Source organism: Microvirga sp. HBU67558 (assembly GCF_018069605.1).
In the GTDB taxonomy this organism is placed as follows: Bacteria; Pseudomonadota; Alphaproteobacteria; order Rhizobiales; family Beijerinckiaceae; genus Microvirga; species Microvirga terrae.
Genome location: NZ_JAGPUP010000553.1, coordinates 50,894 through 64,716 on the forward strand (window position 1 = coordinate 50,894; position 13,823 = coordinate 64,716).

Consider the following 13,823-nt stretch of genomic DNA (forward strand, 5'->3'; position numbering starts at 1 on the left):
CCCGCTTATAGGAGCCAGACCCGCATCGCACGAAGCGGACGCCTTCATCTTGGCGCGTTTGATCCGGGGAGCAGACTGTCCGGGACCGGAAACGGGCGCGTCTCGAGAGGGAATGGCATATAGAGACTCTTCGTCGTCTCGTGCCAGAGACCGAAAGACCGGCGGTAGGCGCTGCGAACGGGACTGAAGAGCCCCAGTTCGCTGTCGATGGCGAAGACTCCACCGCCCGAGAGCGTCCCTTCGGACCAGTTTACGAACGACAGCAGCTTGCCGATCCTCACGATGCTCTGTCGTCCAAAGGCTCGTTCAAGCCGCAGATGGAATTCTCCATCGCCTGCCGCCCGGACAGAGTCGTACCAGCCGATCCGTCCGATCACCGCCTCCCGCCTGAACATCAGAGACGAGGCGTCGGGCCGGAGATAGCCGCTCAAGGCCCGGAATCCTCGTTCGTGGGAGCAGCGGATGTGCTCGACCCATGTCGCGACCGCCGATCGATTTCTTTGCAGCTCGGCGACGGCGAGTGCGATCTTCTGCGGATGAGCCCAGTCGTCCGCATCCTGATTGGTGACGAACTCGCCGGTTGCGGCCGCCAAGGCGGTGTTGCGTGCCACGAACGCGCCCGCGTTGCGCTCCAGGGTGATTAGGCGGAAACGCGGGTCAGTGTCACAGAACCGGGCGGCGATCACGCCGGTTTCGTCCGTGCTGCTGTCATCGACGATGATGACCTCGAGATCCTGGTAGGTTTGATGACGCAGGGACTCCAGGGCGTAGGACAGGGTCTGCGCGCTGTTATAGGCCGGCATCAGAATCGAGACCAGCGCCCCCCGTATCGGATCTGCCGCAACGGAAGTTCCCACCACGTTGTCGCAGGAGAGGGGCGCACGGGCATCTCTCAGGGCAACCGGGTCGAGACCTTGGCGCACGAGAACAGCATTGATGCGGTCACGCTGGAGGTCGTAACGGCCGTTCCGAAAGTGGATCTGCGCGTCGAGGATGTCGATCTTGGATCTATTCCGGTCGCTGCGCGCCTCGCGCCTGAGCACAGCCTCGAGTTCGTGCGCTTCCGCGACCATACCACTAGACTGGAGGTGATGAGCACACTTCAACAGGATGTCAAAATGGCTTGCGGCCAGCGCTGCCCGCTGGTCCAGGACGCGCTTCAGCACCGCCTTGCCGGTGTCCGGACCCATGGTCTCGGCGAACAGGTGCGCCTTCGCCAGAAACACCGACGCCTCCTCGCTGCCCGGCTCCTCCAGAACGGTCACGATGATCTGCTCGACCACGTCGAAGCGCTTCAGGTTGGCCGCCGCCAGGAGGTGGAGGTACCGGCACTCGAAATCCGCCCTGCCCTCTTGGGGCATCGCCTCATAGGCTTGGACGAGTTCGTCGAACCGATGCGCCGCGAGGAGCGCATTGAGCAGCGCTCTCCAGACGCGCGCCGTCTTGGGTTCGGCGCGGGCAAGATACTCGGCCGCCTGGTTGAAATTTCCCGTATCGAGGAGCGCGCCAGCCCGACCGAGAACCGCTGTCCGGCGGTCCGGCGACATTGCTCTCAGCTGAAACACCGCCCTCCTGAGAAGATCGTTCTGCTTGAGGCGAGCAGTGGCTCGCCGGAGGAGCTGTTTCATCGGTGAATGGTCAACCTGCTGCACGTGGGGCGCGAGATTTACCATTCGGGCGGACGACGGGGCAAGCCGCCCGCCTACGGTCGCATCCGCCTCTTTACAGCCGCTGGCCTCCCGGTCGTTCAGTGGCTTGAGCGTGCTTCTGTTTCAGGCCACTCAGCCGGGGCGGCATGAGCCGCCCTATGCCGTAGATCGCGATGGGAAGCCATGAGAGTTCTTCTGAAGGCTACGTTAATCTCGATCCCCAACCGTTAAGGCGGGCGATGAACGCTATCGCTCCAGACTGGCTCCCCCGAGCAACCGCCGAGTTTATCGCTGCGCTGACGCGGCCCCGCCCTAGGCAGAAATCGCGCAAGACCGCCAAAGGAGATCGCTTCCCTGTTCGATACTCTTGGAACGTCAGCCTGCATTCTGAGGGACCAGCCGATCATGACGAGGCATACAGCAGCAATCTTGTGGATGCGGGATGGCAGCCCACTGGCTGAGCCAACTTTCTGCTAATACTCGCCTGCCGGCGCGTGCGGATCTGCCGCAACTTCATCTCGCAGGTGGCGAACCAGTCGGGATAGGGAAGTCTGGCTTCCTTGCCGAAAGCGGCGAATTTCACCTACTCGGCCTAGCCCGGACGTGCCCAGTCGGGCGCATCAATGTCTTGGTCGCAAATGACTCAGTTCCGTGCTTCAGTGCCCAATCCAAAAAGATCATTCGTGATCTCAGCTCCAGAGCGCGAGCCTCCACCTAGAACACCACCACCCGCCGGAGGCGCCGGATTTCGGGGATCTGCCAAAGCCCTTAGAGCATACCGTGCTGCAGAACTGCTCGATGCTAAGGTATTGCGATATCAACGTTCTGATCTTATTGGTCTTACAGCTTTAGCGGGCTTAGCGCCAAGCGTCACAACCAACGGTAATGACTATGAGCCAATCTAACGCGAGCGGTGCATCCCCTCTTGGGACCGAGCCTCACCTCGCCGCGGCCTCTAATCACTGGACTCAGTGCATATCTCCAGCATCCTTTTGGCCTTGCTCGCACCTGATCAGATCGGACTGGCTTGAGCACGGCCCGTTTGCTTTTTGGTTGATCGAAGCTCTCAAGCCGCAAACATTGGTTGAGCTTGGGACTCAGGATGGGTTCTCGTACCTCGCTTTCTGCCAAGCTGTGCGCCGCCTTGAGTACGTTACATCTTGCTATTCTGTAGGAACTTGGGAACGCATCGACATTACAGGCTCACCTAGAGAGGGCGATTTTGCTCTTGTAAATGCACTGAACGGTCAGAACTACGCGGATTTTTCGCATGTAATGCAGGGCCCATGTGACGAGATCATACCGCGTTTTGCTGACGGAAGCATCGACCTACTCCATTTTGAGGGGCACCACACGTATGAGGCGATGCAAACCACGTTTGGAAAGTGGCAGAAGAAGATTTCCTCGCGAGGCGTATTCCTTGTTCACAACATCAATGTCCGTGACGACAACATCGGCGCCTGGCGCCTTTGGTCTGAATTGAAGACAAGATTCCCGTCATTCGAATTCACTCACGGCTCCGGATTGGGGGTGATCGCAGTCGGAACAGAGATACGAGCACCTCTTCAATCCCTATTTTCGCTGCGCGACGGAGACATCGACATCATTCGTGCGACCTATTCGAAGCTAGGACGTGCTGTGAGAGAAGAGTTTGAACTCGAAAAGACCAAGGCAAGCCTCATTAGCGCTGTAACCGAACAACGCAGACTTCGCGCCGACATCTCAATGCAGAAGCGGCAACACACGGCAGAGATCACAGCCCAAGAGGAAGCACTTCAGCAGCTCGGCACAGTTGTCGCGCGTATTCCCAAACCTGTCCGCGCAGCGATCCGATATGGCGCCAAGGCGGTTTGGTGGCTTCTCACGCCAGAACGAATACGGATGCGCCTCACCGCATTGCGGGCCCGCGTGAAAGCTCAAGCCCTGGCGAGACGAAAGAAGGTTCATCCGACTCCCATAGATATGGGACACTACTCTCGATGGGATCAAAAGCAACGAACTGTAGGACCGCAAGCAGGGGTCGAGTTATCTGCTACAGAAATCCGACCAAACAAATCTTCGCCAATCCGGCTCGGGATACTTGCGGCTGACGTACAAGACTTCACACTCAACATTTCAGGCTGGGTGATCAACGAGAAGTATCCGGGTCTTCCAATCCAACTCGCACTCGAACTCGGTAACTCCTCAAGCCCCCGGGCGACGTTCTTCGCCTACAGTCGATCTGGGAGCCTCGAATACAGCCTCCCCGAGGCTGCCTTGCACTTCAGCATCTCGCACGAAATTCCTGAGCGCCTCCTCGGACACAGTGTCCGAATCCGAGCCTTGGACGATGACGTCATCTTTGAGGACCTGCTCGTAAACTGGAATGGCTTCTCCTCTCATCCGAAGAATGAGACTGCGCTTTCGCTCGCATATGCGCCAACGCGCACGAGCGACTTGATCGTCGGCAAGGTCGAGATTGCGAGAACTAATCGTGTCAGTGGTTGGGCTTTGAATAGAACCAATCCTCAGAGCGACGTCGTAGAACTAATTTTGACAATCGATGACGTTCCTTATGCACGTACGAAAGCCGCTCACTTCCGTGAGGATATTGAAAATGCAGAAGGTGAAGGCGGCTTTGTTGGATTCGAATTTCCTCTTGCGCCAAACGTCCTTGCAGCCGGTAGCATCAAGGTAAGCGTTCAACCCTCAGTCGGAAGGCCAAGGGTCGCTCAGAATGTTCGCGAGATCAAACCATCAGGACATCACATTGCCTCAAGCCTTGCCCCTGAGCCGTACCTTTTCGATGTCCACCGCAGGATGCGGCGGGAACAGAAGATTTCAGTCATCATTCTGAACCGCAACGGAGCGGACGTTCTAAAAGATTTATTGGACTCAGCACGGAGGACCGGCGATCTCGAGCGCTTTGAGTGGATCATCGTCGATCATCACTCGACCGATGATTCCGCTGATGTCTGCGCCAGAGCAAAAAGTACTGGTGCCGACATTCATTTCTTTGACCGGAAGGGTAATTTCAGTTTTAGCGACTCAAACAATTTCGGAGCAAAGAAGGCAGCGGGTGATATCCTGGTATTCGCCAACAACGATCTCATTTTCCGACATCCGACCTATGAGCGCATACTGGACTCCTTTGAAGATGATCGCGTCGGCATCATCGGAGCGAGGCTCTTAGATTTCGTCGAGGCGCCAGGTTGGGAATCTCGCCTCCCCGTTCAACACGTTGGGGTGTTTGCTAAGCCAAGAACGGAGAATGGTTGTCTACGGCCGTACGAGTCAAGACTGGCGAGAGAAACGCCAATCTTCCCTAATGCCAGACAATCACGCCCGGCTGTGACCGCCGCATTTATCGCAATGCGGCGGACTGACTTCGAAGCTGTCGGCGGCTTCGACGAGACTTACTCATACGGGCTTGAGGACGTCGACCTAAGCTTCAAGGTCAGAAGCCAACTGGAGAAGGAAGTACTTTGTGACCAAGGCCTAGAGATCATTCACCGCCACGGCTACAGCCGGAGCAAGGACGAGAGCGCCGCGATCAGACGCCGTAACAATAACCATCACTTCAACCGCTTATGGGCTCAATGGCTTCGGCGAAATATTCGTCGGGATGTGCTGTCCCGGCCCGGCTATTGGACTGGTGCGCGTCCGACTATCGGATTTATCGTGAAAGATACCGTAGGCAGCGACGACTTTGTCGTTGCGCTCGAACTTGGTCGCGCACTTCAAGATATCGTGCCAGTTCACCTTCGGTATCTGGGGGAAGCCGATTGGTATAACCTAGGCGGAATTGACATATTGATCGTCATGGTAGGCGAATTCAGTCTTACTAAAGTGAAGACGATGAATCCTTACATGACGACTGTAAACTGGGTGCAGCAGTGTGATGGCAGCTGGATTGAGAATCCCTCCGTTCACGAATATGACCATGTTTGGGCTCTATCTGAGCGCGCCGCAGATTTCCTGCGGACGCACAGTGGGCGCAAAGTCGAGCTTCTGCCGCTTGCCAGCAACATCAATCGTTCTCCGGACCATCGGCCACTCCCAGAGTTCGATTGCGACTACTGCTTCATAGGCAACAATCATGGTGGTCCGAGAACCATTCAATTCGACCTGGATCCCTCATCGATCAATGGACGAGGGATAATACTTGGAGCGAACTGGGATCGCACCCCACTCTCCGCTATCAGCATAGCTCCCGTCGATTATACTAAGTATCCAAGTGTCTACGCATCGAGTAAGATCGTAATCGATGACGTACAAGGCACTGCGAAAGTGTGGGGAAGTTGTACAAGAGGGATCTTCGACGCGATTGCTGCGGGCTGCCTTGTTGTATCAAACGGAGTTGAAGGCGTTCGTGAACTATTTGGCGACTTGGTGCCGACCTATCATGATCGCCAGTCATTAACCGAAACACTTAACTACTGGATCTCACACGAAGAGGAGCGGGAGCGGCGCGTCGAGGAACTCCGTCGAGTGGTGAACGAGAAGCATACCTATAAGCTCCGGGCCAAGACGGCTGTAGACCTTCTCGCGACTTCATCCGACTCCATTCGCGTGGCGATCAAGTGTCCGGCTCCATCGGGTGTTGGGAGGGATTGGGGCGATTATCACTTCGCTCAAAGCCTCGCAGGCGCTCTCCGTCGCGTCGGATGTGTGGTCCGGGTCGACCTGCGTGAGGATTGGGAATGCGCATTGTCCGACACCGACGATGCCGTAATCGTGTTGCGCGGTGTAAAAGACCTGAATCCCAAACCACACCAGAAAAGTATCCTATGGCTGATAAGCCATCCGGAGGACGTCCCAACGCAGGAAATCAACAGATACGATCACGTTTACGTTGCCTCTGCTCTGCATGCTGAAATCCTGCAAAGTCAATGTAAGGTGCCGGTGGAGTATATGCCTCAATGCACTGACACTGCTCGTTTTAGATTCGATCCGACAACTGTCAGAAATCCCAGAGACCGGGTCGTGTTCGTTGGAAACTCACGCGGCGCCTTCCGAGATACAGTACGATGGGCGATCGAGCACAGTTTGGACATTCATATCTATGGAAGCGGTTGGAAGCCATTTATTAGCGACAATCGGTTTAAAGGCAGAAAAGTACCAAATGCGATTTTAGGAGAGTTCTATGCATCAAGCCGGCTGGTTCTGTGTGATCATTGGGAGGATATGCGCCGCCTTGGATACATTTCGAACCGCGTCTTTGATGTCCTAGCGGCTGGTGGGAATTTGGCGGTCGATCCTGTTGAAGGCCTTTCCGACCTCCTGCCGAAGGACGCGTACAAAGTGTACCGCAATGGCGAGGAATTGGCATCGCTCATGAAGAACTCAGAAGAGGTGAACTTTGAAAGGCGCGCCGAGATCGCAGCTTACATTGCCGCAAATCATTCCTTCGATGCACGTGCCGAAACAATCATGCGCAAGTTGCGGGAGTGGCATATCTGATCTGATCGCAGCAACTTCGATGCAGAGCTCCGATCACAGATATCGTGCGTTAATCGATACGGGAGTATCCCTGCGGCTTTGGTGAACCGCTCTCGGAACGGCTCTGCTATGATCTCCATTCATTTCAGTTCCCGCACCATCTCGACATTTACCTAGAAACTGAGCCAGGCGTCGGACCCGCGCGTGCCCTGTCTCAGCGCTATGGGTCCAGCATTCGAAACAACTGCACGTGGCACGAACGGGAGGCGCTACACTGATAACATCACAGCAGCCGACCGTGAACTGAACGTGGGGCATAGAAGCGCTTGGCCGCACACGTGACAAGCCAATTGCATCGTGGAGCGCTTCAGGGATTGGGTGTGGCCTATAATTTTGGGCATCATGATCTGTTGCCAAACTGACGTTGGAGAACGGCTCGGCAGCCCAATCAGCCCTGCCACAGGAAGCGCCAGCGCGCACTCAAGGGTCTCTACTGAGGATGCTGTCTAGCAACGGCCGACCGGTGGGTTAAAACTAGCCGACTTGCAGTTTAACCTCCCAAGTTCCGCAGCATTGTCGAATGGTTCATAAGACGTTACTCATGCTCCGGACATTGCGGTGACGATAGCTGAACAGGAGAAATAGCTATTCCGCGATGTTGTCCAAAAGTGAAACTGATTGGTAGCTTGCGTGGAGCGAACAAGGTATAGAGGTACAGTCTCCTGTCAATTCTTACCGACTGCGCTGGAAGTTTTTCACGATATGGTCACTTATACACGTGAAGCACTGGGTGACATGGCCCAAGATCTCGGATGGGATATCGGAGAGCATACCTATGGCATTCCGACTGTTCTCACTTGGGGAGAAGGTACCACCCTCAGGATCGGCAAGTACAACTCCATTGCCGATGATGTAACCATCTTCCTTGGTGGGAATCATCGAACAGATTGGGTGACTACTTATCCGTTCAATGTGCTTGATCCCGTGGCTGAGCATATTAAGGGCCATCCGCATAGTCGAGGTGACGTAATCATTGGCAACGACGTGTGGCTGGGCAGAGGCTGCATGATCATGTCAGGCGTGACCATTGGAGACGGCGCCTGCGTGGCAGCCAATGCTGTCGTTACCCGGGATGTCGCTCCCTACACCATCGTTGGCGGCAATCCCGCGAGAATGATCCGCAAGAGGTTCACTGACGCTCAGATCGAACATCTGCTGCAAATTGAATGGTGGAATTGGCCACAGGAGAAGATTGTAACAGTCTATGAGCAATTGCTCTCGCCAGGTATCGACCACTTTATTGCTATCGCCACTGGAAAATCGAAAAGCCCGAAGTCATTACGGTCCGGAATTGTCGACAGACTGAAACATAGTGCGAAAGAGTTCAGAGCCGCCGTCCTCAAATCACGATAGCTGGTCCTCCAGCACTCATGCTTTAGAACGAGCAAGAATGCCCGCACAGGATATCTCGACAGTCATGATGCTTCATGATTTGGCGAGGACGAAGCTACGCTCCAGAGTGAGTGTTAGCCGTCTTGATCGAGGTTAGTGCTGAGAGAATCGAACTTGTCATTTCAATTGGCCGCTGCAGTCGCAGATCAGTTAACGAGGCCGCGACCTGCGGGACACACTTTGGGATTAACCCGCCCGCAGCGTCGAAGGGATCGCTTCGACGCTAGGTCCATTACGGGGCGCTGACTTTACATTTTCGACAAGCCCAACCAATGACATCACTGAATTTTGACACGTCGGGAGGACGCCGCGTGATGAATTCACCGAATATTTGGCAGCCGGCGGTGCCAGGTGCACAGAGCCTGATAGGGATTTCTACCGAGAAGGCTTATGGCTTGATGCTACGCCGTTGTCGCTTATTGTCTGCTCCCTTCTGAGGGCAATCCCATTGTCATTCCCTTGAGTGCGTTGGCGACCATCTTCAAAAACGACCTTCGACGGCAACTCCGCGCCATCGATGATAAGCCTCCATTTCTCTAGACGCACGCTGTCTGGCATTGGAACACCATAGGATGAGGTTGCTAAGACAATGTGCTCCCACGCGACTCGTTCCAGTAGTGTAACTCAGGCTAAAGCCCGTGAAAGTGAATTTACCTCTCTCTGTACGGGCCAATTTTCAGCCGCTGCAGGTCTGCCTTAAGTTGCCGGACAAAATCCTGGTTTGGATGGATAAATCCATCACGAGCAGTAGGCTCGAGGCCCGTGGGATAGGCTGTAGCCAGTGCTGCGCTGAAGAACCGCACATCCTGATAAATGCGGATGGCACGGTAATACGTGACGCCGGCCAATACGACACTGGCACTTACGGCCAGAGATGCCGCGAGTGATGGCCAACTCAAACCGCCTGATTGAGTTGGCGCTCCAGACGTTTCGCGCCCGGCCATCAGATAGGCAATATAGTAAACCTGTCCGAGCAACAGGTAGACACCGAAGATTGTATAGCGGCTGGCATTCGCATTTGAGACACCGGCAGCATCGAATGCCGCCCGGCCCCACCCTGTGACCAGAGCCGACCCGCCCGCGAAAAGAGCAAACCCAGCAAGGATTAGTGCTGCAGGCCGGCCGTTGCGCAGGTCACCCCAGGCTCGCCAGGCCCAGAAGCAGGCCGCAGCAACCAAAGCGACGCCGCAAATGCCGTTGAACATGGTCGAGACAGGAACATCGAACTGGTTCCTGAACGGAAACCAAATTAGGCTTCCGAGTGGAGCTCCAAGATAAACGAAAGTAAACCAGATCAGATCGATTACACTTGGGTGCGCCGACTCCATGGAACCGCTCATGCCTGGGAGATAGGTGAGCAGAACAGCTGCAAAGTTTGCAACCCAGAACAGGACCCACTTACTCGGCCGCCATAGAATAGGCGATCCGAGTTGCAGGGTGATGATGATAGCGATGAAAGCTACTAAGCCGTTCGTGAGGCAGTAGGTCGCCAACCAGCAGCTGAGTGCCCCCAGCACATGGTTCAACCACTTCGTGGGATTGGTGAATGTGACCAGGAACGCAACAGTGATTAGAACGTTGGTCGCGTTCAACTGAAACATCATCGACCACCAGTGATTGTTGTGGCCGGCCGGCGAGAATACAAAAATTGAGACCACTAGCAGTGCTGCAGGCAAGACAAGCCCGCTGGAAGAAGGAGCAAGCTTCTTCAGTGCCCACCAATGGCATGCGAATGTGCCGAATATCGCCACATACATGTAGATATATTCGGAACGGATGTCCCACGCTGTAAGGATGGCATTGGCCATCATCACACCGCGATAAACGAGAGGACGCGTATGGTTGTGGGGAGCCAGCAGACTAGAGAATGTGAAGGTCCCATCATGCCACGCCGAAATCCACCGGATTAGTTCAGTATGATCCCAAAATGGCAATGTGATAGCTGAATACTGTATAACAACAAATACATAGGCGGCAGGAAGCACCGCGAGGACATACAGAGCCCTGCGAGCGCCAGCAGAAATACCAGCTTCTCTCGAGATCTTCAATTTTTTGAGTTCCTGTGCTTATATGAGGCTTGTTTGGCCAACTGCCATCTGTCAGCGGCACGTGAATTTGTCAACTTATCCAGAACGAAAGGCCTTCGAACCGGTTGAAAGCCTTGGAGTATATCAATGCAGCCGGCAGCGAAGGGTTGGACAAGACTCAGCTGTTCAGACGGTTTATCGGCCCAAAGCGGTACTCAACCGCCGTGATCATCAGGTCCTACACGTCCCACCCTTGATCCCTTCGGTCGTCGCCACATGGCCCAGCACCTCCCGGTCGCAGCAGTCGAGGGCAAAGGCGACCCACACCTTCTCGCCGTTGTCGCAGCCGATCTCGAACCCGTCCGAGCACCAGCGCCGATTGGAGCGCTCCACGGCCACGCGCCCGTCGTGCCGGCGCGCCTCGTCCCCTCCGGTATGGCGCTGCAGCTCCCGGATCTGGTTCGGCAAGGCCCGGCACTCGGAGGCGGCCACCACTTCGTCCTGGGCGCTGGTGGCCGTCAGCGCTCCCTGGGCGGCGAGCTTGCGCCAGCGGAAGAGCTGGTTGGGCGCCACCCCATGCTGGCGGGCGACCCGACTGACCGTGGCGCCGGGTTCGTAGGCCCTCCTGAACGACGGACAGCTTCTCGGAGGCCGTCCAGCGGCGGCGGCATTGCGGTCCGTCAAGGATCTCTGACTTCGAGGAAGAACCCGTTATAGCACCAACACTGCTCCTACCTCTTAGCGAGGTGGGAGATCGTGTCCGGTCATTTCGGGGGCTGCTTCAGGTAGCAAGAAATGGCTCCAATGTTTTCGGATTCGAGACTGCGCCCGGCCTTTTACAGGGAATCCCTGATTTCTAACGCCTTAGAGGAAATACACCGGGATCGGACCAAATTAATGTAATGATGGTGCTTGGCCCAAGCCACCTCTTATTCGGTGTCGAGGTACCTCGCGGCGATACTCAAGGTGCACTACAGGTTCATCACCCTGGGAGTATTCGACGTCCGAGGCACTTTGAACTGGCAACCTTATTGCCGCGCCCCACAAGCTCTACATTCAACGAAAGTTGAACCTGATTGAGTTCCATACATCAGGAAAATTCAGGAACTCACAAATTTTTGATATAAAATAACATGCAAAATGCAGGCGAGGGTTGGTGCATCCGATCAATCGTACTGCGCTTAGCTGGCTGGTAGCTCTTGCCTTTAAGCTGAATTATGCGAGATGAGCAGGCTCAAAGTCCAAAGAGCAAGTGAAACGCTGGCGAATGTAGCTGCCGTCCAACATTCATATATAGGCATTCCTCTATGAATCCCTTCCAGAAGTTTAGATTGCCAGAATCGCGTTCGAGAAGGTCGAAGTCATTTCTCGTCCTTGCGAAGGTGGTCGTCTCGACGGCCATCCTCATTTTCCTTGGACGGAATCTGGAGATCGCTGCCATTGAGCGCACCTTCAGGACGATGACGGTGGAAATGTTCGGCCTTTGCCTTCTGCAACTCCTCCTCATTCCCGTTCTTGGGGCGATTCGTTGGAAGATCGTCCTCTCTCGCTTGGGTTACGCCCTGAGGTTGAGACCTTTAGGCCGAATCTTCTGGATCGGGATGGCGCTCAATCAAATTCTTCCTACGGCCGTCGGTGGTGATGCCATCCGGACTTGGATGATCTATCGGGATGGCGTCAATCCGGTTGATGCGACGATCAGTGTTCTTCTTGAACGCATTGCCTTGCTCGGCAGCCTACTGACTATGATCTGCATGGCGGGTTGGATCGGTTCGACATTCGTGCCCCATGCCCTCTTCAAACTGACGGGACTTGCAGTCCTTGCCGGAATTGTTGCCGTTGCCCTCCTTCCGTTTGGCGAAAGACTTTTTGCCCTACTACCCAACAGCAGGTTTGTCCGCTTGGGCCACAGCATGTGGTGTAGCTTGAGCAAGGTCATGCTCAACTACTGGGCTCTTCCCCTCGGAGTTCTCTGTATCCTGACCAACCTGAACTTCGCCATAGCAGGATGGTGGCTAGGTCTTGCCATGAATCTGCCTTTCGACGGTGCGGTTTACCTCGTCGCCATCCCGGTCGTAACACTTGCGACCGTGATCCCGATATCCGTCGGCGGATGGGGTGTCCGGGAAGCTGCCATGGTTGGAATGCTTGGGCCGCTTGCAGGAAACGACGTGGCCCTCCTCTATTCGGTGATGTTTGGTATCGCGCTCCTGCTGTCGAGTCTCCCGGGCCTTATTCTGTTGCTTTGGAACCCAGCCGTCGCTCACAACCCCAACGTAACCGCTAGCCCCGCCCTGAGAGGGTCAAAATGAATGCCATCGCCCAACCCACGCGACCGGTCCTCACGATCCTGTGCCCATGCTTCAACGAGCAAGGGGTCGTCAGTGCTTTTTTCGACCAGCTTCGCCCAGTGATCGAGTCGGTGTCAGCTCGCTATCACGTCAAGACGATCTTCCTCAACAACGGTTCCACGGACGGTACCCTTGATGAAATCCTCGCCCTTAGAGCGAAATGGCCGGACGTATATGTAATAACGTTTAGTAGAAATGTCGGCTACCAGCGCTCGCTCGATAGCGGCCTGCGGAATACAATCAGCGATCTATATCTCTTCATCGACGTGGACTGCGAGGATCCACCTGCACTCATCCCAGTGTTTCTTGAGAAGTACGAACAAGGCTACGACATCGTTTATGGCGAACGCGTCGACCGCGAGGAGCCTGAGGCGCTGAAGTCCGCTCGACGGTATTTCTATCGCCTCCTCAAGAGCCTAGCCGATGATGAAATCCTCCTCGATATGGCCGAGTTCGGTATGTTCACAGCCGAAGTGCGCGAGGCAATCATCAGCGACCAGAACTCTTTCCCGTTCATCCGGTCTTCCATTAGCCGAGTCGGATTCAGGCGCTGCGGCATTCCGTTCAAGCGCCAACGCAGGATTGGCGGTCAGACCCACTACAACATCATGGGAATGGTGATCTTTGCCGTCGCGGGGATCTTATCCGCGTCTACTCTTTTCTTGCGTCTCCCGATTTACATTCTCCCTTTCTGGATCCTGATACTGACAGGCCTGATGATTGCCTTCCTGCAGACGGGCGCGTCTTGGGTGGCGGCGCTTGGTTTGTACGTCTTTGCAATTTACATCGGCACAGCATTAGCATTCCTCAGCTTGTACGTAGCGCGAAGCTACAAGAATGGATTGCAGCGACCGAGCGCCTTCATCAACCGCAAAGACACCTATCTTGAACCCGCAGTCACTGGGGCGACCGCTTGATGACTG

Annotated in this window: 6 protein-coding genes and 1 pseudogene; 4 read left to right on the forward strand and 3 right to left on the reverse strand. The window is 55.3% G+C overall.

Annotated features, from left to right (window positions below; all coding sequences use genetic code 11):
* Positions 1-44: 44 nt before the first annotated feature.
* A complete protein-coding gene (locus KBI52_RS25405; RefSeq protein WP_210812147.1) occupies positions 45-1,628 on the reverse strand; it encodes a glycosyltransferase family A protein in 1,584 nt (527 codons plus the stop codon).
* Positions 1,629-2,702: 1,074 nt separating this feature from the next.
* Between KBI52_RS25405 and KBI52_RS25410 the strand changes: the two genes are divergently transcribed.
* Complete coding sequence (locus KBI52_RS25410) at positions 2,703-7,091, forward strand: glycosyltransferase (RefSeq protein WP_210812148.1); 4,389 nt, start codon at positions 2,703-2,705, stop codon at positions 7,089-7,091.
* 774 nt (positions 7,092-7,865) lie between these two features.
* Positions 7,866-8,483: a CatB-related O-acetyltransferase gene (locus tag KBI52_RS25415; protein WP_247654650.1), complete on the forward strand. Its 618-nt coding sequence runs from the start codon at positions 7,866-7,868 to the stop codon at positions 8,481-8,483.
* Positions 8,484-9,172: 689 nt separating this feature from the next.
* Here the strand turns inward: KBI52_RS25415 and KBI52_RS25420 are convergent.
* Positions 9,173-10,570 carry a hypothetical protein gene (locus tag KBI52_RS25420; RefSeq protein WP_210812150.1) on the reverse strand — a complete coding sequence of 466 codons (1,398 nt, stop codon included), beginning with the start codon at positions 10,568-10,570 and terminating at the stop codon, positions 9,173-9,175.
* 175 nt (positions 10,571-10,745) lie between these two features.
* Positions 10,746-11,264 (reverse strand): annotated as a pseudogene (locus tag KBI52_RS25425) (transposase); the annotation flags it as partial.
* Between the two features lie 592 nt (positions 11,265-11,856).
* On the opposite strand from KBI52_RS25425, the gene KBI52_RS25430 reads away from it, so the two are divergent.
* Both KBI52_RS25430 and KBI52_RS25435 read left to right on the forward strand, forming a co-directional pair.
* A complete protein-coding gene (locus KBI52_RS25430; RefSeq protein ID WP_210812151.1) occupies positions 11,857-12,861 on the forward strand; it encodes a lysylphosphatidylglycerol synthase transmembrane domain-containing protein in 1,005 nt (334 codons plus the stop codon).
* Positions 12,858-13,817, forward strand: coding sequence for a glycosyltransferase family 2 protein (locus KBI52_RS25435; protein ID WP_210812152.1), 960 nt, complete (start codon positions 12,858-12,860; stop codon positions 13,815-13,817). The genes KBI52_RS25430 and KBI52_RS25435 overlap by 4 nt, the downstream gene beginning before the upstream one ends.
* Positions 13,818-13,823 lie beyond the last annotated feature (6 nt).